This window comes from Rahnella sp. NRRL B-41462 (assembly GCF_003263525.1).
GTDB classification, from domain to species: Bacteria; Pseudomonadota; Gammaproteobacteria; order Enterobacterales; family Enterobacteriaceae; genus Rahnella; species Rahnella aceris.
Window position 1 is genome coordinate 1 of sequence record NZ_JYDF01000132.1, and the last position, 22,087, is coordinate 22,087.

At 50.8% G+C, this 22,087-nt stretch carries 25 protein-coding genes and 1 pseudogene; 15 read left to right on the forward strand and 11 right to left on the reverse strand.

The window, feature by feature from the left end; genetic code table 11:
* Positions 1-199 precede the first annotated feature (199 nt).
* Positions 200-466, reverse strand: coding sequence for a hypothetical protein (locus tag UC14_RS23890; RefSeq protein ID WP_013576293.1), 267 nt, complete (start codon positions 464-466; stop codon positions 200-202).
* A 223-nt stretch (positions 467-689) separates the two neighbouring features.
* Between UC14_RS23890 and UC14_RS23895 the strand changes: the two genes are divergently transcribed.
* Both UC14_RS23895 and deoR read left to right on the forward strand, forming a co-directional pair.
* Positions 690-1,349, forward strand: a complete 660-nt coding sequence (locus UC14_RS23895; protein WP_112198565.1) for a metallophosphoesterase — start codon at positions 690-692, stop codon at positions 1,347-1,349.
* An 84-nt stretch (positions 1,350-1,433) separates the two neighbouring features.
* On the forward strand, positions 1,434-2,198 hold the full coding sequence (gene deoR / locus UC14_RS23900; RefSeq protein WP_112198566.1) for a DNA-binding transcriptional repressor DeoR: 765 nt from the start codon (positions 1,434-1,436) through the stop codon (positions 2,196-2,198).
* 4 nt (positions 2,199-2,202) lie between these two features.
* Here deoR and UC14_RS23905 read toward each other — a convergent pair whose 3' ends face one another.
* Entirely contained in the window at positions 2,203-2,679 is a 477-nt protein-coding gene (locus UC14_RS23905; RefSeq protein WP_112198567.1) for a GyrI-like domain-containing protein, read from the reverse strand.
* Positions 2,680-2,856: 177 nt separating this feature from the next.
* Between UC14_RS23905 and UC14_RS23910 the strand changes: the two genes are divergently transcribed.
* The 3 genes from UC14_RS23910 to UC14_RS23920 all read left to right on the forward strand — a co-directional run bounded on the left by UC14_RS23910 (position 2,857) and on the right by UC14_RS23920 (position 4,078).
* The gene (locus tag UC14_RS23910; protein ID WP_013576289.1) at positions 2,857-3,366 is read left to right on the forward strand and encodes a YlaC family protein; all 510 of its coding nucleotides are present in this window, start codon (positions 2,857-2,859) and stop codon (positions 3,364-3,366) included.
* A gap of 124 nt (positions 3,367-3,490) precedes the next feature.
* A complete protein-coding gene (locus UC14_RS23915; RefSeq protein WP_013576288.1) occupies positions 3,491-3,766 on the forward strand; it encodes a hypothetical protein in 276 nt (91 codons plus the stop codon).
* Between the two features lie 48 nt (positions 3,767-3,814).
* Positions 3,815-4,078: a hypothetical protein gene (locus UC14_RS23920; RefSeq protein WP_015690199.1), complete on the forward strand. Its 264-nt coding sequence runs from the start codon at positions 3,815-3,817 to the stop codon at positions 4,076-4,078.
* Between the two features lie 76 nt (positions 4,079-4,154).
* Here the strand turns inward: UC14_RS23920 and UC14_RS23925 are convergent, their stop codons facing one another.
* Positions 4,155-4,367, reverse strand: a complete 213-nt coding sequence (locus tag UC14_RS23925; RefSeq protein WP_013576286.1) for a YccJ family protein — start codon at positions 4,365-4,367, stop codon at positions 4,155-4,157.
* 185 nt (positions 4,368-4,552) lie between these two features.
* On the opposite strand from UC14_RS23925, the gene UC14_RS27305 reads away from it, so the two are divergent.
* From UC14_RS27305 to UC14_RS23935, 3 genes are all read left to right on the forward strand, one after another.
* The gene (locus UC14_RS27305) at positions 4,553-4,684 is read left to right on the forward strand and encodes a hypothetical protein (protein ID WP_013576285.1); all 132 of its coding nucleotides are present in this window, start codon (positions 4,553-4,555) and stop codon (positions 4,682-4,684) included.
* Between the two features lie 251 nt (positions 4,685-4,935).
* Positions 4,936-5,298, forward strand: a complete 363-nt coding sequence (locus UC14_RS23930) for a DUF2502 domain-containing protein (RefSeq protein ID WP_013576284.1) — start codon at positions 4,936-4,938, stop codon at positions 5,296-5,298.
* A gap of 397 nt (positions 5,299-5,695) precedes the next feature.
* Positions 5,696-5,956: a hypothetical protein gene (locus UC14_RS23935; RefSeq protein ID WP_013576283.1), complete on the forward strand. Its 261-nt coding sequence runs from the start codon at positions 5,696-5,698 to the stop codon at positions 5,954-5,956.
* A gap of 77 nt (positions 5,957-6,033) precedes the next feature.
* Here UC14_RS23935 and UC14_RS23940 read toward each other — a convergent pair whose 3' ends face one another.
* On the reverse strand, positions 6,034-6,480 hold the full coding sequence (locus UC14_RS23940) for a universal stress protein (protein ID WP_013576282.1): 447 nt from the start codon (positions 6,478-6,480) through the stop codon (positions 6,034-6,036).
* A gap of 14 nt (positions 6,481-6,494) precedes the next feature.
* Entirely contained in the window at positions 6,495-7,289 is a 795-nt protein-coding gene (locus UC14_RS23945) for an IclR family transcriptional regulator (protein WP_013576281.1), read from the reverse strand.
* A 248-nt stretch (positions 7,290-7,537) separates the two neighbouring features.
* Here UC14_RS23945 and UC14_RS23950 point away from each other — a divergent pair.
* Together UC14_RS23950 and UC14_RS23955 are read left to right on the forward strand one after the other, a co-directional pair.
* Positions 7,538-9,140, forward strand: a pseudogene (locus tag UC14_RS23950) (MFS transporter).
* 58 nt (positions 9,141-9,198) lie between these two features.
* Complete coding sequence (locus tag UC14_RS23955; protein WP_112198568.1) at positions 9,199-10,233, forward strand: HlyD family secretion protein; 1,035 nt, start codon at positions 9,199-9,201, stop codon at positions 10,231-10,233.
* Between the two features lie 83 nt (positions 10,234-10,316).
* Here UC14_RS23955 and mdoC read toward each other — a convergent pair whose 3' ends face one another.
* Complete coding sequence (gene mdoC / locus UC14_RS23960; RefSeq protein WP_013576278.1) at positions 10,317-11,501, reverse strand: glucans biosynthesis protein MdoC; 1,185 nt, start codon at positions 11,499-11,501, stop codon at positions 10,317-10,319.
* A 332-nt stretch (positions 11,502-11,833) separates the two neighbouring features.
* On the opposite strand from mdoC, the gene UC14_RS23965 reads away from it, so the two are divergent.
* The 3 genes from UC14_RS23965 to UC14_RS23975 all read left to right on the forward strand — a co-directional run bounded on the left by UC14_RS23965 (position 11,834) and on the right by UC14_RS23975 (position 16,398).
* Positions 11,834-13,369, forward strand: coding sequence for a glucan biosynthesis protein G (locus UC14_RS23965; RefSeq protein WP_013576277.1), 1,536 nt, complete (start codon positions 11,834-11,836; stop codon positions 13,367-13,369).
* Positions 13,362-15,944 carry a glucans biosynthesis glucosyltransferase MdoH gene (gene mdoH, locus UC14_RS23970; RefSeq protein ID WP_013576276.1) on the forward strand — a complete coding sequence of 861 codons (2,583 nt, stop codon included), beginning with the start codon at positions 13,362-13,364 and terminating at the stop codon, positions 15,942-15,944. Before UC14_RS23965 ends, mdoH begins: the two co-directional genes overlap by 8 nt.
* 208 nt (positions 15,945-16,152) lie before the next feature.
* On the forward strand, positions 16,153-16,398 hold the full coding sequence (locus UC14_RS23975) for a YceK/YidQ family lipoprotein (protein ID WP_013576275.1): 246 nt from the start codon (positions 16,153-16,155) through the stop codon (positions 16,396-16,398).
* 6 nt (positions 16,399-16,404) lie between these two features.
* Here UC14_RS23975 and UC14_RS23980 read toward each other — a convergent pair whose 3' ends face one another.
* Positions 16,405-16,812, reverse strand: coding sequence for a MysB family protein (locus UC14_RS23980; RefSeq protein WP_013576274.1), 408 nt, complete (start codon positions 16,810-16,812; stop codon positions 16,405-16,407).
* 214 nt (positions 16,813-17,026) lie between these two features.
* On the opposite strand from UC14_RS23980, the gene UC14_RS23985 reads away from it, so the two are divergent.
* Complete coding sequence (locus tag UC14_RS23985; RefSeq protein WP_112151615.1) at positions 17,027-17,425, forward strand: VOC family protein; 399 nt, start codon at positions 17,027-17,029, stop codon at positions 17,423-17,425.
* Between the two features lie 130 nt (positions 17,426-17,555).
* Positions 17,556-17,912 (forward strand): hypothetical protein, encoded by a 357-nt coding sequence (locus UC14_RS23990; RefSeq protein WP_013576272.1) that lies wholly within the window; start codon positions 17,556-17,558, stop codon positions 17,910-17,912.
* Between the two features lie 27 nt (positions 17,913-17,939).
* On the opposite strand, the gene mdtG is transcribed toward UC14_RS23990, so the two are convergent.
* The 4 genes from mdtG to UC14_RS24010 form a co-directional block, all read right to left on the reverse strand.
* Positions 17,940-19,178 carry a multidrug efflux MFS transporter MdtG gene (gene mdtG, locus UC14_RS23995; RefSeq protein ID WP_013576271.1) on the reverse strand — a complete coding sequence of 413 codons (1,239 nt, stop codon included), beginning with the start codon at positions 19,176-19,178 and terminating at the stop codon, positions 17,940-17,942.
* A gap of 265 nt (positions 19,179-19,443) precedes the next feature.
* Positions 19,444-19,878, reverse strand: a complete 435-nt coding sequence (locus UC14_RS24000; protein ID WP_013576270.1) for a DoxX family protein — start codon at positions 19,876-19,878, stop codon at positions 19,444-19,446.
* Positions 19,879-20,089: 211 nt separating this feature from the next.
* Positions 20,090-21,025 carry a Kdo(2)-lipid IV(A) acyltransferase gene (locus UC14_RS24005; protein WP_013576269.1) on the reverse strand — a complete coding sequence of 312 codons (936 nt, stop codon included), beginning with the start codon at positions 21,023-21,025 and terminating at the stop codon, positions 20,090-20,092.
* A gap of 376 nt (positions 21,026-21,401) precedes the next feature.
* A partial coding sequence (locus tag UC14_RS24010) for a tRNA-dihydrouridine synthase (RefSeq protein ID WP_198670109.1) occupies positions 21,402-22,087 on the reverse strand: 686 nt, incomplete at its 5' end.

Sequence of the window (22,087 nt, forward strand, 5' to 3'; positions counted from 1 at the left end):
TTTTTTATGCCTGAAATTCGCGTAATCCAGATGCAATAAAAAAGGCCACCTGCAACAGGGGCCTTAAGTGTTTCTTCAATAACATCCTTGCGCACGCGACCTCAGCCAGAATGAGGTGCTCTGAACACAATGTCGGTTGTTGAGTAAAAGGGATGAAGAAAATCAGGAATTAAAACAGCCCCGAGGGGCGTTTTTAGGGTCAGAATTCACCCGATGAATCAGTGTTGCTCAATGCCCTGATTGATAGCGGCAAATGGTAGTTAGGCTGGCTGGTGAAAAACGCCTGCAGGGCAACGCGTTTCTTCCTGTCGATTGAAATCTCTTCCATGGTTTTGCGGAAGATACTGTAGCGGCCACACGAAGTGCAGGTCACAGTAACAATTTTCGCCGACATATTAACCGACGTCTTATTCCTGCTTTGACATAACGGACACTCGTCTTGAGCGCTTAAAACTGTGGAACTCATAAAACCTCCGGTTTTACTTAGAGCGGGCAGTAGTCTAGCACAAAAAGGCGTCAGTTACTTAACGATAATTTAATTATCAGTGGATTTCAGCGTCAACTCAGTGTAGAGAGCGCATAAGCCGCTGATGAGAGAGTAAAGTCTTCTCCCGATTTTCTCCGCTTTCCTCATTATCATCTTGCATTACACTTAAGGTATTCATCCTGATTATGGATTTTTGCGAAGTATGACTCCTGCTCTGTACCAGCGTATTGATTGTTCAATATACAGACACATTTATATTGTTGGCGATTTGCATGGTTGCCTGAGTTTACTTAGGGAAAGGCTGGCGAAAGTGTCTTTCGATCCCCACCGCGATCTGCTGTTATCTGTGGGGGATCTTGCCGATCGCGGGCCTGACAGTGTCGGTTGTTTGCAACTGCTCAATGAATCCTGGTTTGCTTGTGTTCGCGGAAATCACGAGCAGATGGCGATTGATGCCATAAACGAAGAGAATATCCCGCGCTGGTTACGTAATGGCGGCGACTGGTTTTATGCTCTTGAACATGACAAACAAGAAGAGGCGAAAGCGCTGATTTTACAGGCTGACACGCTACCACATATTCTCGAACTGACGAACCGTGAGGGCAGGCGTATCGTAGTGGCTCATGCTGATTACCTTTCCAATGAATATGTGTTCAATAAGCTACTGGATGGTGATGAGGTTATCTGGGATCGTGATCGTGTGAATTCTGCGCTGGCGGGTCGCTTTCAACCGATAGCTGGCGCTGATGAATTTTATTTCGGTCACACGCCGGTTGAACATGCAATGCAGTTTGCCAATCAGTTTTATATTGATACGGGCGCTGTATTTGGCGGTTATCTGACGCTTATTCAGCTGCAGTAATGTCAGGCGTTACCGGGGTTTGCGGTGACTGACGGGCAACGGTATAGTGAGCGGCTGCGAACCGGGAAGGCACGGGATAACATCATGGAAAATAAGCGTGAAGACAGGATTCAGCGTCTGTTGCTGGCATTAAAAAAGACCGACAAAATTCACCTTAAAGAAGCGTCTTTACTGCTCAATGTTTCGGAAATGACTGTCCGCCGTGATCTCAGCGCAGCACCCGCACCGGTAATTTTACTCGGCGGTTATATTGTGATTGATCCGAAGAATAATCCGGCGACGCACTACTTTATCAGTGAACAGAAAACCCGCCATGTTGCAGAGAAACAACGTCTCGCTGCCCGCGCAGCCAGTCTTATTCAGGATAACGATACGGTATTTTTTGACTGTGGCACGACAATGCCTTATGTGATTGAAAGCATTGCCGATAACCGGGTATTTACGGCCATTTGTTACTCGCTCAATACGTTTCTGGCGCTGCAGGATAAACCTCACTGTGAAGTCATCTTGTGCGGCGGTGCGTTTAAATCCAGTAACAGTATTTTTACGCCTATCGGGCGCAGCAGTGAACTCGACTTTATCCGCCCGGCGAAAGCCTTTATTTCCGCTGCGGGCGTCAGTATTGAACACGGTGTGACCTGCTTTAATTTTGATGAATTACTGATGAAACATCAGGCCATAGAACGCTCAGCGCAGAGCATTCTCGTCGCTGACAGCAGCAAATTTGATCAGGTCAGGCCCGCAGCCATCGCGCCGCTTGCGCGTTTTAATGTGGTGGTCAGCGACGCTGAACCACCACAGGCTTATGTCGATTTCTGCGAGCTCTCCGACATTCCGCTGCTGGTTTAACACTTCAGCGGATTGCCGGGATTTTTTCGACCGACTGATAAAAAACCACTTCCCAGATGCCATTTTTGGAGCCGTCGCTGAGATAGTGCTCAAAGCACGCTTTTCCGTCCGGGCGATAGCTCGTACTGGCCAGCAGCTGGCTGTAGAATTCCCGCCAGGCCTTTTCAAAATTGCCGTCTGTGATCGTGGTGTGATACGCCGCATACGTGCCTCCCGGCAGCGTTTGCAACGCCAGTCCTTCTGCATCATCGAGAATAAAATTATCGGCTACACACACCGACGGATCAGCACGTAAAGCTTCTGCCGGTGTGGTGTCAGGATTATCATGAAACCACGTCAGCCATTCGTTTTGCGGCTGATGATGCCGTACAGCCCATTTCATCAGTTGCTGAAAACCACTGTGGATTGACTCCTGATAGGGGCCAACCACCCGGTAGCTCACCAGCTTTTTGGCCGGTCTCTCTACAATTAATAATGCCACGATGATCTCCTTTTATCTGACATGCATTGAACGGGTTCCATGTTGAGTAAGGTGCAAATACCAAACTATAACAGTTTACCGATTAACGGCGGTGAACTGCTCTACGCGCTATAACAGTTGTCGTGATAAAATTATGTAATCAGATTGCATTATAGTCGTGACGCAATGAGGTATGAGATGGACGTAATCAAAAACGTATTAAACAGTGAAATTGATCGCATCAATCGTCAGGAAGGGCGCGATGGTAAAGCGCGGATCAATGCTGAGTTCTTTATAAACCATCCCTGGTTATGTCTGGCTATGCTGGTCGGGTATATCGCCGTGGGCATCGTCATGTACGTTTCACCTTATATGGGACTCGGCTGGTTTATCGGATTTACGGCTTTCCTGATCTTTATGTCCGCGATGCTGCTGCTGGAAATTAAGCCAGTTTATCGCTACGAAGATATCGGGGTGCTTGATTTACGCGTTTGTTATAACGGCGAATGGTATTTCAGCCGCGAGCTTTCTGCTGATGCCGTGAAGCAAATACTCAGCGCCCCTGATGTCAGCGAGCACATCAAAAACCGCATTGAATCCATTGTCCGACATAAAGGTTTTGTGGATTTCTATGATGTTTACGATCTGGCCCGGCTGGAACGCCATTTGCCAGATAGCACCGGAACAGCACAGTTAGCTCACTCTTAACCCCTCTAAACATGGCATCAGGCCATGACGTTACCCTGCATGCTCTGATAAAATAGCGGCTGGGCATCATTTTCGTGAATGTGTTTAAACGAGAAAATGATGTTGAGCCGTGACAGGAGCTATAGTGGAACGAATCAAACTTACCATTCACCATCTGCACAAAATCATTTCGGGCGAAAAGCAGGACACGCAAGCTACTGCACGTATTTATGCTGGCGATGAACTGTTAGTCACCGAAACGATGACCGGGCAGGCTGCACATTTTGATCGTTTCATCAAAGTCGTACACGATAACGGCAAACCGTTGAGAGTAGAATGGGACTGCGACGGCAGTGCGCAAATGTCGGTAACGCGCGCCGAAGTGTGCCCTTGCTGTGGCGGCGACGCCTTACACCATTGATTTAACCCGGCAATGACCGCAAGCAGAGTAAAAGCCAGGCAGAGGTAAATGATGAAATTTATCAGCAACGAATTTGAATACCGTCAGTGGATAATGGATGAAATATTCCAGGCGAGTGCGGTAGGCGAAACCTCTGAGTTTGCCGATCAGGAAGTGGATGACTTTATCTTTGACGCCCGTCCGGTGGCTTATCCGTGCGTCGCTGTGATGATCCAGACACCAGGCGAACCGGGGGTGTGTGAGCCGCGTTTTTTCTACAAAGAGCAAATCTTTGAGTGGGCGCATAAAATGGGATTTGGCTTCGACAGCTAACTGCCAGGCCGGTTTAATGCAGATTCAGCCCTAAGTCTGACTCAGGGCTGAGCGTCAGCCGTTCACGCTGTGGCAATCAGACATTTTGCCGATCAATTTTCTCTTCGCCCCAGAACAAATGGTCTTCTTTGGTCTTGGCGAACGCGATAGGCAATACTTCGTCGTTACCTTCTTCCCAGATTTTCTGTGCCAGCGTCTCGTCGTTATTCGCCAGTTCGAAAATGGCCTCGGCGATTTCGTGAGAGGTTTCACGGGTATTTGCCCACGCTTTGATGTTTGACGTCGTCATCCGGTTCTCCTCGTGTTTATTTCATATTCATAAAGGTGTCTCTGTTACACCGTTGCATTCACTATAACTATGGTTTCCCGATGCGCTTTATGCAAATGCGGCGGCAGCAGGGCACAAAAAAACCGGCGCCTGGCAGGGGCTGTCGTTTATACTGAACGCGATTTTGAACATTTAAGGTGATGATAATGAGCGACGATATTTTTGATTTTGACATTGATGCTGCACTGGAAACTGCCGAAGTGAAAGCAGCTGAAAAAGCAGCAGAAGTGCCTGAAGCCGTTCAGGACGAAAGTGACTGCGAAGGCTGCAAAATCTGATTTTGCACAACTAAGCAGCAAAAAGAAAACCGCTTCGGCGGTTTTTTTGTATCTGTCATTTATAACGGCTTTGCAATGTTGAACTGAATTTCCTTTGCAGCCATAGCGTTGCGCCTGGTTGGACGAGGTGGTGGATTGACGCAAATGTAAGGGTTACGTTAAGGGTTTTTTTTTGGGATAAATTCCTATAGAACAGGAAGATAGCTGGGGGTACTTTGACACCACCTGATAAGCAGGTCGTGAGGTTCACAATGAAAAAACTAATTTTAGTTCTCGCCGTTTTGCTAACTTTGCCAGCTGTCGCACAGGCGAACGTCGAGCTTGGCGTTAATATGCCAGGGTTGTCACTGCATATCGGAGACCGTGACGACCGCGGATACTATTGGGATGGTGGTGACTGGCGTCCACCGGGTTGGTGGGACCAGCATTATCGTGATGAAGGCCGCGGGCACTGGGTTTATTACGAACCGGCCCCGCCGCCGCCACGCTACTGGCATCATGAGCACTGGCATGAAGGCCCGCCACCCGGCTACTGGCGCGATGGCCCTCCTGGGCACTGGCGTGATGGCCCTCCGGGACACTGGCGCGAAGGTCCGCCTCCGGGCCGCTGGTAACGAAAGTTTGATGAGTTGAAGGGCAGACGTTAAAGATTTTGGGAACAGGGTTGGCAGTGCGATGCAAAAGCATCCCCAATGTCAGTTCTGTTCCTTCCACATTCTCTCCCCCGCTATTAATAATTCTCTCCTAATTAATTACTTTATGAATGCAAATAATGTGATTCATTTATTTGAATTATATAAAGATGTTTTTTCATTCTATTGAGCGCAGGTGAGTTTGGAAAAAACTTTTTTAAGAGTAATTGCAGCTTGCTAACGGTCATTAATATGTTAATTTCTTGTTATGAAATCGGCAATGGATGGCTCGAATACGACACATATCTGATGAAACAGGCCGTCATACAGGGGAAAGCCCTGTCAGATATGTAACATGTCATTTAGCGAGATTATTCCTATGCAATTGATTAAAAATGATTTTGAATACCGCGCCTGGATGCTGGATGCCTATTTCTATCAGGATAAAATAGAAGGCGATAAGTTGATGACTGATGAGGAAATGGATGATTTCCTTTTTGAATATCGTCCGCTGGAATATCCGTGTTTAGGCAGTGTGACGCCATCAAAGGAATGTTCACTGGAACTGGACATCACTTTCTTTTATCGGGATCACATCTCAGATTGGGCAAAATCCATGGGGCTGATAAACATTAAATAATCCGCTTCGTTATTACTGTTCTTTACCCGTCTGAAAAAGCGCCTGAGGGCGCTTTTTGTCGTCTGGCATCAGTAATATTAATTACCGCGAACTTCAACCATAACCGGGCAGGGGGCGGCCGCGATCACTTCCGCACTGACCGAGCCTTTCATCATCCGTCCAAACGCTGAAAGCTGACGGTGGCCGATGACAATCACCGAGGCATTGATTCTTTCAGCTTCAGCCACCAGCGCTTCTCCGGCCGGACCGACGATCAGATTGCCTTTCGCATTGATCCCTGCTTGCGACAAAATTTCCAGCGCATGCCCGACCACGGCGCGTGCGGTGTTTTGCTCTTCTTCTGCCGGCGGGTAGCTGACAATTTCACCGGGAACGTCGCCGTTATTTTCCAGTGCGTAAGACTCGTCAATGCAGCAGGTGACGAAAACCGTTGAAGCTCTTCCCTTTGCCAGCTGGCGGGCGAGATCAATCACGAGAAGGGATTGCTTTGAGCCGTCTACGGCTAACAAAATGACATCAAACACGGCAATTCCTTTCTTTATTTTCCACCGGATACCTGGGTTTCATCCAATTTACCAATTTCGCCAATCAGGGCATGTTTGCATTCCAGCAACGCTTCACGGATTTGCGACTCTTTGGCTGCCCGCCGGGCGGTAGGGAAAAGTACCGATACCGAGTAACGGCCTAAAATTGTATCTATTGCGATAGCCAGCGTGGTAACGCCGTTTACCGTTTCTCCCTCTTCCATCGCAATTCCGCTTTCCCGCACACTGGCGATTTTTTCCAGCAGTGAGTCAAGGGTACGCACGGTATTTTCCGTGGCGGGCTCCAGCACATCCCCGACAATAATGCGGATCTCTTCATCGGTTTTTAGCGACAGCAGGGCACGGCCGCTCGATGTGCTGTAAATGGGCAGATTCAGGCCGACGCGCGGCACCACGCGCAGTTCCCGCTCGGCCACAATGCTGTGAATATTGGCGATCTGCCGACCACTTGCCCGCCCGAGCGACACCGTTTCCTGTGTGTTGTCGCAAAGCTGACGCAGAAATGGGGAGGCGATGGCGATGACATCGGTATGGACCGTTGAAACGAGTTTCAGAAGCGTCGGGCCAAGCCGTACGCCTCCGCTACCTTCTGAGCGAACCAGCCCTTCTTCGGCCAGTGCGGCGACGATGCGCTGCACAGTCGAACGTGGTAAATCCACTTCATTGGCAATGGCACCGAGACTCATCCCCTGCGGATGTTTTCCCAGCGAATTGAGTATGGTGGCCGCCCGTGAGATCACCTGAATCCCACCGCTGCGTTCTTCGTCTGCCGGATTGTCCTGAGCCATGATTTCTCCTTTATCTCCGTGCGTGATCCTGTCCATAAACCTGAGTGGTCAATGTAATGGCTCAACGGGTGAAAAACAATTTTTAATCACATTGCAATACAGTGCACCGTATTATAGTATTTCTGCATGTATCACAATGTGGTGCAATGCATCGAAATATTTGTGATGCAGGTCGCTTATTTTGCACTTCTGCGACACAAAACCTGCCTTCTTCCTATCGCCGCCATGATAAAGCGGTGGAGTTAACGATGAATCAGACAATCGCAATGGCGCCTGTTGCTGCACTGCCCGTGCCGCCCCCTTTTACGTTAAGGCTGGTTATCGGGTTACTGGGGGTTTTAATCGCCTCATTGTGTTCTGGCCTTAACGACCGTGTTACTGACATTGCGCTTGCCGATGTTCGAGGTGCACTCAGCATCAGCACAGATGAGGGCTCATGGCTGATTGGTGCCTATCAGGCGGCGGAAGTCTCCGCAATGATGCTGGCACCGTGGTTTGCCATGACCTTTTCACTGCGTCGTTTCACCGTGTTCGTCACGCTGGGTTTTGTTCTTATTGCCGCTGTTTTGCCGTACACCCCAAATCTGCCGGTATTCATTGCACTGCGCGCAGTTCAGGGCGTGTTCGGTGGTGCTTTGCCGCCGTTACTGATGACGTCCGCCCTGCGTTTTATGCCGCCGCAATACAAGTTATACGGGCTGAGTGCTTATGCGCTGACGGCGACTTTCGGGCCCAATATGGCGACTTCACTGGCGGCCATCTGGACCGATTATGTCGGCTGGGAGTGGGTGTTCTGGCAGGTGATCCCACCGTGTCTGCTGGCGGTAGCGATGATTGCCCACGGGCTGCCGCAGGATCCGCCGCGTTTTGAGCGTTTCCGGCAAATGGATGTCGTCGGCATGCTGACTGGCACGGGCGGAGTAACGCTGCTGGTGCTGGCCTTGCAGCAGGGGGAGCGTCTCGACTGGTTCAGTTCGCCGCTGATTACGCTGATGTTTTTCACGGCGCTTGGCTTGCTGACGGTTTTCCTGGTCAACGAATGGTATCACCCGTTGCCATTGTTCAAATTACAAATGCTGAGAAGACATAATCTGACGCACGGCTTAATCACGTTGTTCGCTCTGATGTTTCTCTTCTTATCGGGCTCCGCGTTACCCGCCAGTTATATGGAGCAGGTTGGCGGATTTCGTGCCATACAGGTCGGACCGCTGGCGCTGACTATCGGTTTACCGCAGCTATTACTCGCCCCGTTGATCGCTTTTGTGCTGACCATGCGCTGGATAGACAGCCGCTGGGTGCTTGTCTGCGGAGTTAGGGTTGGTGGGCTTTTCCTGTTACTGGGGAACACATCTTACCGGTGCCTGGGCGCGCGATAATTTCTATCTGATCCAGATTATGCAGGCTTTCGGACAACCGATGGCGGTCCTGCCGATCCTGATGAGTGCAACCAGTGTTGTACAGCCACTGGAAGGGCCTTTTGCCTCCGCGATGTTTAACACCACCCGCGGTTTGGGCAGCGTGATGGGCGGTTCTTTGCTGGCTGTTTTTGTCAGCCACCGCGAACAATTCCATTCCAATGTTTTGCTCAATCACGCCGGTAGCGTGAGCTATCTGCTCTCACAGCCATATGGTGGCGACAGCAGCTTTCTGGCCCCGCTGAACAGCGGCGGCGCAGCGATTTCGACAGAAATACTCACCCGGTTTTCTCAAGGGGTGAGACAGCAGGCGCTGGTGCTGGGAATATCGGACGCTTACATGGTGATCATCGGGCTGGCACTCTCCCTGATATTGCTGGTCGCCATTTTGCCTAAACGCACATATCCGCCTCAGTCTCTGGTTAAACGTCCCTGAGTATCGCATCACTATTAACCGTGGTATTCCACTCTGAAAAGTACGAGAGAACAACATCATGATAAAAACCTCACCTGTCCGCCTGAGCTGGCTGTGTGCCGCTGTGGTAGTGATATTTCTGGTTGTCATCGCCTTGTGGATACTCGGCAAGAGCACTCTACCCGTTACTGACGATGCCTTTGTTTCTGCAGATTCCACGCTGGTCGCGCCGCGGATTTCCGGCACGATTGCGGATGTTTACGTGCAGGATAACCAGATGGTGAAAGCCGGCGATGTACTTGCCCGAACCGACGATCGTGATTACCGCAATGCGGTACTGACGGCAGAAGCAAATCTGGAAACCGCTAATGCGCAGATGCTCAGCCTGACCGCGCAACTGGCGAAACAACAACAGACTATCTTGCAGGCCCGGGCACTGGTTAATGCTGATGCGGCCAGTATTGCTTATGCGCGTCAGAGTGCTGACCGTTATAAACGCCTGCTGCAAAATGGCTCCGGCACGGCCGATGCACGTGATGAGTCTGATGCCAATTTACGTTCAAAACTGGCTGCGCAGCAGAGTGATATGGCCGCAGCACTTGGCGCTGAAAAGCAGGTTGATGTGCTGAAAGCGGAACAGGCAGAAGCGAAAGCTGCAATCGATTCAGCCGCAACGGCGCTGGCACAGGCGAAGCTGAATCTTTCTTATACCGAAATTACGGCGCCGGTGGATGGCGTGGTCGGGCAGCGCTCGTTGCGTATCGGCGGATATGTGGCTGCAGGAGCACGCGTTCTGGCCGTGGTGCCGCTGAAAAACGCTTACATTGTGGCGAACTACCTTGAGACACAACTGGGTGATGTGCAGCCGCATCAGCCGGTTGAGATTAAGGTGGATGCGTTGCCGGGTGTGACCCTCAAAGGGAAGGTGGACAGCATTTCGCCTGCCACCGGCGTGACGTTTTCGCCTATTTCGCCGGACAATGCGACCGGCAATTACACTAAAGTTGTACAGCGTCTGGCGGTTAAAATTGTGCTCGACAGTAATCAGCCCGATGCGAAGCGTCTGAAAGTCGGGATGTCTGTGATCCCGACAATTGATATCACATCGCGCTGAATAACAAATTTTGAAACAAAAAGGCGACTCCGGAGGTCGCCTTTTTCATGTCGCTGACTTTGTATGGGGTCAATGTCCGCGTATCAGGAAGCCTGATTTTGCGGCGGATTCGCGTCGGTTGAATTCTTTTTAGCCGGATGCTGGGGTTTGCCAGAGAACAGGAACCGCAGGATCGGGATGCGCTTATGCACTTCATACAGCAAAAAGGCGATACCGAATACAAACACCAGCCCCAGCCAGAATCCCAGCCAGTCGCTGTGAATTTTCGGTGTAATGAACGCACCGTAAATCAGCGTTAAAGGATGGTGGATCAGATAGATAAACAAGGATGAGTTCACCAGATAGGTGATCCATGGCGCCTGAAAATTCAGTAAATAATGGCTGAATGAAAACACCACATTGACCATCAGGAACCCGAGCAGGGTAGTGATGATGGCATCGATTTCCATTGAGTACAGCTGTGGCGTATTGACATGTTGATTGAACATGTAAGCGGCGAACAGGAAAATGCTGACTACCCCGGCAGTCGCGGAGGGTTTCAGAAACAGTTCTTTCAGCCAGGAGAATTTATAAGCAAGTGCACCCAGGATGAAAAACGGCAGATAAAACAACGTTTGCATGACGATGAAATTAAACGCGCCGTTGGAAAGTAAATTTGGTGCAAAAAGATACAGGCTTCTGTTAAATGCCGCGTAAATTAAACCGATAAAAAGAAATATAATTGAGATTTTTCCTAAGCTATTTGTACGGCTTTTTATTATTTGAATACGACTATTCTTAATTTCTTTAATAAATTTGAAGAGGTAAAAGCAAATGCTGGTGAGAATAACCAGGGTTAACAGGAACCATAAATGCGAGACCAGTTCCCATACAGTCACATTAATTCTCTGATAAAAATCCATATTATTCCAGTCAGAAAACTTGCTGGTGAATTTCATCAGGAAATAGAGCTGCGGAATCGTGATCAGCGGGAAGGCCGCCGCCAGCGGGATGGCAACCCGCTCCAGACGCACCTTCAGCCACTGCTGCGGGTCATAGCGCTCATACAGCATATAAGAAAAATAGCCCGAGATAACAAAGAACACCTGCATACGGAAGGCGTGAATAACATCATTAAATATTGTCAGGCCGTCAGAGGGTATTGCACTGTTTACCGCCCAGATATGACTGGAGTAAATCAATGATATATGGAAAGGAATACCCAGCAGCATCAAATATGCGCGGATGGAGTCTAAGAAAAACTCACGTTGTGGTTTTGGCTGTGTCATTACGTATCCGTTGTAAGTAGCTCATCCTAATTTTAGAGCGTAATTTGTCTTTAAGGCTAATTTTGCACGTAAGCAAAAATGACCATCGTTGACATTAGTTTAGTTTCTAACCTTAAAACATGCTTTGTTATAGGACAAGTTTCCATAGCCGGAGTTTCATCGAATTGATATCCTTGTACCCTGTTGCGCTTAAACGGTTCATCAATGGATGAACCATCGACTGCTCAAGTTGTCGGAAACCTGACACTTCCCTTAAAATAGTTACAGTAAATGAATGAAGCGCGCGTAAAGGAGACAAGGTGTCGGATAAAAATTTTTCCATAGGGTCACGTATGATCAAAGTCCGTTTGCTAAGTGCCGCAGTGTTGATGACCATGTTCACCTCATCTGCCTGGGCTTTTTCTATAGATGATGTTGCCAAACAAGCGAAGGCGTTAGCCGATAAAGGTTACGAAGCGCCGAAAAGCAATCTTCCGTCTCAGTTCCGCGATCTCAAATTCGCAGACTACCAACAAATTCAATTCAATCATGACAAAGCGTACTGGAAAAACCTGAATACGCCTTTCAAGCTTGAGTTTTACCATCAGGGTATGTACTTCGACACTCCGGTGAAAATCAACGAAGTAACGGCTGATTCAGTCAAAGAAATCAAATACAGCCCGGACTACTTCAACTTTGGCAACGTCAAGCATGACGCTGACTCAGTGAAAAACCTCGGTTTTGCCGGCTTCAAAGTGCTTTATCCCATCAATAAAGCCGACAAAGATGATGAGATTATGAGTGTGCTGGGTGCCAGCTACTTCCGTGTCATCGGTAAAGGCCAGGTTTATGGCTTGTCTGCCCGTGGTCTGGCGATCGACACCGCGCTGGCTTCCGGCGAAGAGTTCCCACGTTTTCGTGAGTTCTGGATCGAACGTCCTAATCCGGATGAAAAGCATTTAGTCATTTACGCCTTGCTGGATTCTCCGCGTGCGACCGGTGCTTATCGTCTGGACGTTTATCCGGGTAAAGAAGCCACTGTCGATGTGCAGTCTCAGGTTTATCTGCGCGATAAAGTCGGCAAACTGGGTGTGGCTCCGTTAACCAGCATGTTCCTGTTTGGCGCAAACCAGCCTTCGCCGGTGCTGAACTACCGTCCGGCGCTGCATGATTCCAACGGACTGTCTATTCACGCCGGTAACGGTGAATGGATCTGGCGTCCGCTGAACAATCCGAAACACCTTGCCGTCAGCCAGTTCTCGATGGAGAACCCGAAAGGCTTCGGGCTGCTGCAACGTGGTCGCAGTTTCTCTAACTTCGAAGACCTGGACGATCGTTATGACCTGCGTCCAAGCGGTTGGGTTGAGACCAAAGGTGACTGGGGTAAAGGGAAAGTTGAACTGGTGGAAATCCCGACGGCGGATGAAACCAACGATAATATCGTCGCCTTCTGGACCCCTGATCAGTTACCCGATGCAGGCAAACCGCTCAGCCTGAACTATCGTTTACATTTCACCCGTGAAGAAGAGAAATTGCATTCTCCTGATCTGGCGTGGGTTGAACGCACCATGCGCTCTACCGGAGATGTGAAACAGTCGAATCTGATCCGTGAGCCAGATGGCAGCGTTGCTTTCCTCGTCGACTTCGTCGGTCCAAACCTGAAAGCGCTGAAGAGCGACACGCCAGTCGTGTCTCAGGTCAGCGTGGGCGACAACGGTGATCTGGTTGAAAACTCCGTACGCTATAATCCTGTAACGAAGGGCTGGCGTCTGACGCTGCGCCTGAAAGTGAAGGATCCTAAGAAGGCGATCGAAATGCGCGCTTCTCTGGCCAATGGCGACAAAACTCTGAGTGAAACCTGGAGCTATCAGCTGCCTGCAAATGAATAAGTCAATGCACTCTACTCAAGATTATGTAGAAGCTTTGCCGCTTACTGATGAACAGAAAGCGGCGCTCTCTCAGCAGCTTCCCGCTGAGCCGGGGCAGGCTTTTGCTACCGTACATCACCGTTTAGGCGGTGATGCCTCGACCACAGCTGATGCGGCCGATCCTGATGCGCCATTGGTGTCAGTGAAAGCCCGCGTCGGCGCAAGCTGGCCTGATGCCCTTGAAAAGGGCTCGTTAGACGAAGTCGATAACGAAGGGCGTACGATTGCCAGCGCCATGCCACCGGTTAAACGTTCCAGCATGTTCCCTGATGTCTGGCGCACCAACCCGGTCGGGCGTTTCTGGGACAATATGATGGGGCGCAGCGCGGTTTCGCGTCACACCACATCAGATATGCCCGAGTCAGAAAAGCGCTGGCGTCACGCCGGTTCCGTGCGTCGCTATATCCTGCTGGTTCTGATGCTGGTGCAGACGGCGATCGCGACCTGGTACATGAAAACCATTCTGCCGTATCAGGGCTGGGCGCTCATCGACCCAAGCGATATGCTCAATCAGGACTGGCAACAGTCGGTTCTGCAACTGCTGCCTTACGTCTTACAGACCGGGATCCTGGTGCTGTTCGCCATTCTGTTCTGTTGGGTGTCGGCCGGTTTCTGGACGGCATTGATGGGCTTTTTACAATTGCTCATCGGTCGGGACAAATACAGCATTACCGCCTCGACGAAAGGTAATGAGCCGCTGAATCCGAACAACCGTACCGCGTTGATCATGCCGATTTGTAACGAAGACGTGGAGCGCGTTTTCGCGGGTCTGCGTGCAACGTATGAATCTGTTAAAGCGACAGGTGATTTGGATCAGTTTGATATCTACGTGCTGAGCGACAGTTACGATCCGGATATCTGCGTAGCGGAACAAAAAGCCTGGATGGAAGTGTGCCGCGACGTTGAAGGTCACGGACGTATTTTCTATCGCCGTCGTCGTCGTCGTGTGAAACGTAAAAGCGGTAACATTGATGACTGGTGCCGTCGCTGGGGCGGGGAATATGCCTATATGGTTATTCTCGATGCTGACAGCGTCATGAGTGGCGAATGTCTGACCGGCCTGGCCCGTCTGATGGATGCCAACCCGAACGCCGGTATTATCCAGTCTGCGCCAAAAGCGTCAGGCATGGATACGCTGTATGCTCGTTGCCAGCAGTTTGCGACCCGTGTTTACGGTCCGTTGTTTACCGCCGGTCTGCATTTCTGGCAGTTGGGCGAATCCCACTACTGGGGCCATAACGCCATTATCCGTGTGAAACCGTTCATCGAGCATTGTGCGCTTGCGCCATTGCCCGGTGAAGGCTCCTTCGCCGGTTCCATCATGTCTCATGACTTTGTGGAAGCGGCATTGATGCGTCGTGCGGGCTGGGGCGTGTGGATTGCTTATGATCTGCCGGGCAGTTATGAAGAGTTGCCACCGAACCTGCTCGACGAGCTGAAACGCGACCGTCGCTGGTGCCACGGTAACCTGATGAACTTCCGCCTGTTCCTGGTGAAAGGGATGCATCCGGTTCACCGTGCGGTGTTCCTGACCGGCGTGATGTCTTATCTGTCCGCGCCGTTATGGTTTACGTTCCTGGCTTTATCTACAGCATTACAGGTCGTGCACACGCTGATGGAACCGCAGTATTTCCTGCAACCCCGTCAGCTGTTCCCTGTGTGGCCGCAGTGGCGTCCTGAACTGGCGATAGCCTTGTTCTCGACCACCATGGTGTTGCTGTTCCTGCCAAAACTGCTGAGTATCGTGCTGATTTGGGCGAAGGGGGCGAAACAGTTTGGTGGTGCATTCCGACTGCTGATTTCCATGTTCCTCGAAATGCTGTTCTCAGTATTACTGGCGCCGGTACGTATGTTGTTCCACACCGTCTTCGTGGTCAGCGCGTTCCTGGGTTGGGAAGTGGTCTGGAACTCACCGCAGCGTGATGACGACGATACTCCGTGGGGCGAAGCCTTTAAACGCCATGGTTCTCAGTTGTTGCTGGGTGCGGTCTGGGCTGCCGGTATGGCGTGGCTGGACTTGCGTTTCCTGTGGTGGCTTGCGCCAATCGTCTTCTCCCTGATCCTGTCGCCAATCGTCTCTGTGCTGTCGAGCCGTGCAACGCTGGGGATTAAGAGTAAGAAGGCCAAGCTGTTCCTGATCCCGGAAGAATATGATCCTCCGCGTGAACTGGTGGCTACCGAGGAATATCTGGCGCTGAACCGTTCGCGTAAGCTGCAAAATGGCTTTATGCATGCGGTCTTCGATCCGGGCTTCAACGCACTGGCAACGGCGATGGCAACATCCCGTCACCTGTTGCGTGAAACGGTAGAAAACGGCCGTCGTGCCCACCTGGAGCATGCGCTGAAAACCGGTCCTAAGGATCTGGGCAAGGCGGATCGTCTGATTCTGCTGAGCGATCCGGTGCTGATGGCGCGTTTACACTCTGCGGTGTGGACGCAACCTGATCAGCAGACCTGGAGTGCTTACTACCAGCAATTACCTCGCAATGCGCAGGCATTCCCTGTCACTCAGACGCTGGAAGTTAAACCCGCCTGAAAATGACATGGAGTGAATAAAAAAACGGGCAGTATGTGAAAACATACTGCCCGTTTTCTTTGTGATGAAAGACGGGTTACTCTTTAGCAGGTCATGCAGGAATTTTACCTCGCCTTAACATAAGGCAGGCGCTGTGCATGATAAGCTGACAGCGCTATTCAGCGCTTCTGAATGTGCCTCTTTTGAATTGAATCGACAGGTTGGGTGAGTGATTAATCGGGTTATTTTTCGCGGATGCGTGCTGGCGTTAGTGGCGACGGTACTGACCGGATGCGGCAGTATTATCAGCCGGACTGTGCCGGGACAGGGGCATGGCAACCAGTATTATCCCGGTGTGCAGTGGGATTTGCGGGACAGTCCGTGGCGTTATGTCACCGTCATCGATGTTCCGCTGTCGATGATTGTCGACACTTTCATGCTGCCGGTTGACGCCCGCCACGGGCCTTACGAATAAAATCACTTAATCAATATCACGACCCGGATACTCGTCTTCATCGTCCCATTCTTCAGCTGCCGCTTTACCTTCTTCAGTATCCAGCGGCGGTTCATGCTGGTATTCACCTTCATCCCATTCATACAACGTGGCTTCTTCCTGCCATTCTTCTTCGAGTTCTATCTGATCATAGTCCTCATCAAAGATAGCCTGCGCCGCCGCACCGCTGCGGAACGTCAGCGCATCGATGGAATCTCCTTCACCGCTGAGGAATTCCGCCTGCCACATCACATCGCCATCCTGCATAATGTATTTCTGCAGATTAAACTGGTCCGGAACTGGCTCTTCGTCGTCATGGATCCTATCCTGCGCGGCTTCAAGGAATTCTTCGCGGGCGGCATCAATAGCTTCTTCCAGCGTTGCATACATGCTCATTGTTGTCTCCTGAGTTGAAACTGTTAATGGTTGTGCAGCAAATAGCGTTATTAATGAACAAGTAACGGCCATCTGACAGGGAAAAACCTGATTAAATGATTGTTGTCTATAACTGACAGGATGCAAGTTTTCAGACTAAATCGGTCGGATTTATTTCTGCTATTCTCAATTTCTCGCTGGCGACTTTGCGGCGGTTTAAAAAACGGGAGTGCACATGGTTTCACGACAATCAGTATTACGGGTGGCGCGCCCGACGGACAATCTTGAGCAGGTAGCCCGCATGTATTCGCAGGGGCTGGGTTTCGACATCATCGGCAGTTTTAGTGACCACCAGGGGTTTGATGGCGTGCTGGTCGGGCATCCGCATCATCATTATCATCTCGAGTTTACCCATCATCTCGGTTCCTCCGTGGGGCGAGCGCCCACCGAAGATAATCTCCTGGTGTTCTATATTCCTGATAATCAGCAGTGGCTGACGCAGTGCGAACGGATGCTGCAGGCCGGTTTTATCGTCGTGCCTTCGTTTAATCCCTACTGGGATGAATGCGGTAAAACCTTCGAGGATATTGACGGTTATAGGGTGGTGCTGGCTTTGCGGGACTGGACGGCATAGGCACGAATGTCAGCGGAATTTCAGCTTTGCAAAGGCTGTGAGGGGAGAGGGTAAAAGTTTAGCAAACCGGCTACACGGGCAGCGTTTGAGGCATAAAGTGATTCAGACTTCTCAAGATAAGGTGAATGTTATGAAGACTCTTTCCCGCGTTTTGCTCATGCCTCTGTGTGGCCTTGGCGTATTATTCAGCGTGGCCAGTACCGCGGCTGAAAATACACATCCCCAATCACCGATAGAACAGCCGCACGGGTTGCCACCCTTCCACGGTGAGGGCATGCTGCCACCGCCGCCAATGATGGTCGGCTTTTGCCATCCGGGGCAACTGTTCTGTGCCAGCGTAGCCAGTGATAACCCGACTGAAACTATTCAGAAACTGACGTCGGTACTTCCGGCTACAACGGCAGGCAAGCATTACGAAGTGCGTCTGGCCGTCGTCGAGGTGCCGGATTACATGCCAGTGCCGCCGCTGGCAGAAAAATCTCAATAAGCCTGTTGCTGCTTCGTCGGCTGGAATTTAGTCAATCATGGCCTGATGAGGCCGGCGTTGCAGACACCAGTACGAATATCCCGCGTTGAATAACACCACCATCGCCGTAACAAAAAATACCGTCCGGAAGCCGTAACTGGCTGAGACCGCCGCACCCAGTAACGGACCGGTGACATTACCGACATCACGGAACGACTGGTTGTAGCTGAATACCCGTCCTGCTACCTGATTAGTGCAGTTATAGATGAGCAGGGTCTGAACGGCCGGCAGCAATGCGCCATCGCAGGCACCCAGCAGAAAACGCAAAATACCCAGTTGCAGGGGTGTTTGTACCAGGGCCATCGGGATCAGCAACAACACAGATAACGCCATCATCGCCACCAGGATCCGCTCGGGGCCAATCCGGTCGCCGAGTTTGCCTAAACGCGGTGCACTCATCAGCGCGGCCACGCCAGGTACCGAAGCAATCATGCCGCTGATAAACGCCAGGTTTTGTGTATTACCGGCCAGCTCCCGTACGTAAAGCGTCAGGATCGGCGCAATTGAACCCGTCGCCACCTGAATAATCATGGTGGTGACAAACAAACACAGCACCAGTTTAGGATTTTTCAGCGAGGCAAAGACCTGCTTACGGTTCAGCATGTCTTTTTTGCTCACCGGGACAAACTGCTCACGGATAAAATAAAGCGTCATGATGAAACACAAAAACAGCACCGACGCGGTGATAAAGAACACCGGACGCAAACCATAGCTGTCCGCCAGCAACCCTCCGACCAGTGGCCCGAGCAGCGCACCGCTGACACCGCCAGTTGATAACGTACCCAGCGCCCAGCCGCTTTTATTGCGTGGGATTTGTGTGGCGATCAGCGCGTTAGCATTGGGAACAAATCCACCCAGCAAGCCAAGTAACGCGCGAAGAATCAGGAACTGCCAGATATTCTGCGCGAAGCCCATTAATACCATGACGATGGACATGCCGAGTGCGGATCGCAGCAGCATGATTTTGCGGCCTTTACGATCCGCGAGTCCGCCCCAGAAGGGGGAGGCGATGGCGGAAAACAAGAAGGTGATACTGAAAACCAGCCCCGACCACATATTCAGGGATTCATGACCGGTTACGCCGAGGGTTTCCACGTAAAGGGGCAGGAAGGGCATGATCAGACTGAATGCGGCACCGGTCAGGAAGCAACCGATCCAGGCGACAAACAGATTACGTTTCCAGTTAATGGGATCTGGGGCGATTTCAGGTTCAGAGGCCGAAGTCATAAAATACCGAAGAAAGAGGTCAGATTCGCTCTGGAATGACACAAAGAAACAAGGCAGAGCATAAGTAACAATCAATTGGCTTAATAATTATGCGCCTAATTATCATTCACTTCAATGATGTTAACGAACTGTAACAAGCGAAGTGAAATACAGGTTCAAAAAGTCTGGAGGAGTGAGGGAGAGCAGATGAAAGCCAAAAAAACGGTCAGCAAGGAGGCTGACCGCGACAGACAAAGAATTAAAAACGCAATACTAAAACCGGATCTTAGCGCAGGGCTTCGTTCTTCATGACAGAGTAGCGGCCGCTGCCCAGGAACATGATGACCAGACCACCAAAGAAGTACAGAGCTTCACCTTCCAGCCCCCATGCACCGACTTCAGTAACGGTGAAAAATTTGCCACCCACGACCAGGAAAACTGCCACTAAAATGTTGAATGCCAGCACCAGAGCGGCAGGGCGGGTCAAGATGCCCAGAATAATCAGAACCGGCGCAATCACTTCACCGATGTACGCACCGTAAGCAATAAAGCCCGGCAGGCCATCAGCCTGTAACATCTGTGCAATCCAGCCCACGCCATTTTCCATTTTTGCTACACCGTGGAATAAAACTAAAATACCAAAAGTCAGACGCAACAAAAGCTTACCAAAGTTCTGATGATCAACAGCACGGGTAAAAGCGGAGTTCAGTTTTGCCAACATAATGTGTTCCTTGCAAAGGTAACATGCCTTTAAGAGGCGGGAGGCACGCGGCTCCAAAATCAGCGGAGTAATCACATGCGGAAATTATGGAGAGAGTATTGGCCTAAACCGGCTAGGATCAAATCTGATAAGTTTGAAGAAGTCTGTGAAAAAAACTGATGAAGCAAATCAAAAAAACCGGACCTGCGGCTGCCGGACCGGTTCCGGGTGATTAATCGCTAAGGGCTTTATAGAGCGAAGGCTCACCTTGCGGGCGTGTTTTAAAGCGACGGTGCAGCCACATATATTGCTCCGGCGCCTGACAGATCTCGTTTTCCACCACTTTATTCATATACGTGGCGGCAACCACTTCGTCATCCAGCGGGAAGTCAGCGACCTGAGGGTGAATAATCATCTCATAACCTTCCCCTTTCGGCAGACGGCGCGGAGTGAAGGGAATAATTGCCGGTTTGCCCATGCGTGCCAGCAGATATGTCCCGGTGGTGGTGGCGGCTTTATCGACCGCGAAGAACGGTACAAATACGCTGGCGCGCGGGCCGTAGTCATGATCAGGCGCGTACCAGATGATGTCGCCTTGCTTGAGGCTGCGGATCATCCCTTTGAGATCTTTGCGATCCAGCATCCCTTTATTCGAGCGCATACGGCCTTTGGTCTGGATCCAATCCATCAGCTTGTTATCGTGAGGACGGTAAACCCCCACGCCAGGATTATGGATACCAAAGATACGTGCACCCAGTTCCAGCGTCAGGAAATGTACACCGATCAGCAGAACGCCTTGCTTGTTATCACGCGCATGCTGGATATGTTCCAGACCGCTGACTTTAAACCAGCGCTCGATGCGCCAGTCTGGCCAGAACCACGCCATGCCGGTTTCAAACAACCCCATGCCGACGGATTCGAAATTTTTCACAATCATATCTTCGCGCTGTTCCGGACGCATATCCGGGAAACACAATTCGATATTGCGTCTGGCGATTTTATAGCGACGTTTCAGGAAGCGCATTGAGAAGCGACCCAGCCCGGTACCGATGCGATAAATAACCGGATAAGGCAGTAACACCAGTGCATAAAGCAGTCCCAGACCCATCCAGGTGATCCAGTAACGAGGGTGCAGTAACGAACGATTAAAGGTTGGTACCTGAGTCATAGAATCTCTGCGTCAGTGAGTCGAAGTAGAAAGTTTATAAGCTCTGTCTAATGCAGCAGCCTGCCACAGAAACACGCACACATATTCATCCGGAATATGTGTTGTCCGTTATCTTCTGCAGCAAAGTGACATATTGTGGCATTTTTTTGATGTGAGGTGAAAATTCACGGCACTAATACCTCATTTATTTATAGGTTGAGTGAATGAAAAACAAAACGAATTCTCATTAATGTCCCGGCATATTCATTCACCATCAATTCAAATATCAATAGAGAATGTCTTTTTGTCAATGAAACGGGCGGCTGTCGGGCCGCCCGTGATCACGTTTGCAAAATCCCCTTTCTGGCGACTTTCGCGTTAATCTTAAATCTGGTTATTATTCCGGCAGGAAAAGGCCTTTGACGCTATGCGGTTCGCTGCGCCAGTACTGTTTCGGCGCGGCCACTTTTTCCCCCAGTTTTGCCGCTGCATGCCAGGGCCAGCGCGGGTTATACAAAATACCGCGTGCCAGAGCAATCATGTCTGCCTGTCCGGTGCCGATAATGGCTTCCGCCTGTTCCGGTTCAGTGATCAGACCCACAGCGATCACCGGCATTTTCACATAACGCTTAATGCCATCAGCAAATGGCACCTGATAGTTCGGGCCGACGGTGATTTTCTGATGCGGACTCAGGCCGCCGCTGGAGACGTGAATGTAGCTGCAACCCAGTTCATCAAGCGCTTTGGCGAGTTCAATGGATTGCTCCAGATCCCAGCCCCCCTCCACCCAGTCGGTGGCGGAAATACGCACACCAATCGGTTTTTCTGCCGGGAATGCCGCACGGATTTCCCCGAAGATCTCCAGCAGCAGGCGCATACGGTTTTCCAGTGAGCCGCCGTACTGGTCGGTGCGCTGGTTTGAAAGTGGCGACAGGAACTGGTGCAGCAGATAACCGTGAGCGCCGTGCAGTTCCAGCAGATCAAAGCCCAGACGGTCGGCGCGACGGACTGTATCGACATAGGCTTTTTTCAGCTCAGCGATTCGCTCCAGCGACATTGCCTGCGGGGCCTCAGTGCCTTCGG

What these genes read in the sequence shown, in the direction of transcription:
- UC14_RS23890 (WP_013576293.1), bottom strand. Translation starts at nt 466, where the DNA reads ATGAGTTCCACAGTTTTAAGCGCTCAAGACGAGTGTCCGTTATGTCAA.
- UC14_RS23895 (WP_112198565.1), top strand. Translation starts at nt 690, where the DNA reads ATGACTCCTGCTCTGTACCAGCGTATTGATTGTTCAATATACAGACAC.
- deoR (WP_112198566.1), top strand. Translation starts at nt 1,434, where the DNA reads ATGGAAAATAAGCGTGAAGACAGGATTCAGCGTCTGTTGCTGGCATTA.
- UC14_RS23910 (WP_013576289.1), top strand. Translation starts at nt 2,857, where the DNA reads ATGGACGTAATCAAAAACGTATTAAACAGTGAAATTGATCGCATCAAT.
- UC14_RS23920 (WP_015690199.1), top strand. Translation starts at nt 3,815, where the DNA reads ATGATGAAATTTATCAGCAACGAATTTGAATACCGTCAGTGGATAATG.
- UC14_RS23925 (WP_013576286.1), bottom strand. Translation starts at nt 4,367, where the DNA reads ATGACGACGTCAAACATCAAAGCGTGGGCAAATACCCGTGAAACCTCT.
- UC14_RS27305 (WP_013576285.1), top strand. Translation starts at nt 4,553, where the DNA reads ATGAGCGACGATATTTTTGATTTTGACATTGATGCTGCACTGGAAACT.
- UC14_RS23930 (WP_013576284.1), top strand. Translation starts at nt 4,936, where the DNA reads ATGAAAAAACTAATTTTAGTTCTCGCCGTTTTGCTAACTTTGCCAGCT.
- UC14_RS23935 (WP_013576283.1), top strand. Translation starts at nt 5,696, where the DNA reads ATGCAATTGATTAAAAATGATTTTGAATACCGCGCCTGGATGCTGGAT.
- UC14_RS23945 (WP_013576281.1), bottom strand. Translation starts at nt 7,289, where the DNA reads ATGGCTCAGGACAATCCGGCAGACGAAGAACGCAGCGGTGGGATTCAG.
- UC14_RS23955 (WP_112198568.1), top strand. Translation starts at nt 9,199, where the DNA reads ATGATAAAAACCTCACCTGTCCGCCTGAGCTGGCTGTGTGCCGCTGTG.
- mdoC (WP_013576278.1), bottom strand. Translation starts at nt 11,501, where the DNA reads ATGACACAGCCAAAACCACAACGTGAGTTTTTCTTAGACTCCATCCGC.
- UC14_RS23965 (WP_013576277.1), top strand. Translation starts at nt 11,834, where the DNA reads ATGATCAAAGTCCGTTTGCTAAGTGCCGCAGTGTTGATGACCATGTTC.
- mdoH (WP_013576276.1), top strand. Translation starts at nt 13,362, where the DNA reads ATGAATAAGTCAATGCACTCTACTCAAGATTATGTAGAAGCTTTGCCG.
- UC14_RS23980 (WP_013576274.1), bottom strand. Translation starts at nt 16,812, where the DNA reads ATGAGCATGTATGCAACGCTGGAAGAAGCTATTGATGCCGCCCGCGAA.
- UC14_RS23985 (WP_112151615.1), top strand. Translation starts at nt 17,027, where the DNA reads ATGGTTTCACGACAATCAGTATTACGGGTGGCGCGCCCGACGGACAAT.
- UC14_RS23990 (WP_013576272.1), top strand. Translation starts at nt 17,556, where the DNA reads ATGAAGACTCTTTCCCGCGTTTTGCTCATGCCTCTGTGTGGCCTTGGC.
- mdtG (WP_013576271.1), bottom strand. Translation starts at nt 19,178, where the DNA reads ATGACTTCGGCCTCTGAACCTGAAATCGCCCCAGATCCCATTAACTGG.
- UC14_RS24000 (WP_013576270.1), bottom strand. Translation starts at nt 19,878, where the DNA reads ATGTTGGCAAAACTGAACTCCGCTTTTACCCGTGCTGTTGATCATCAG.
- UC14_RS24005 (WP_013576269.1), bottom strand. Translation starts at nt 21,025, where the DNA reads ATGACTCAGGTACCAACCTTTAATCGTTCGTTACTGCACCCTCGTTAC.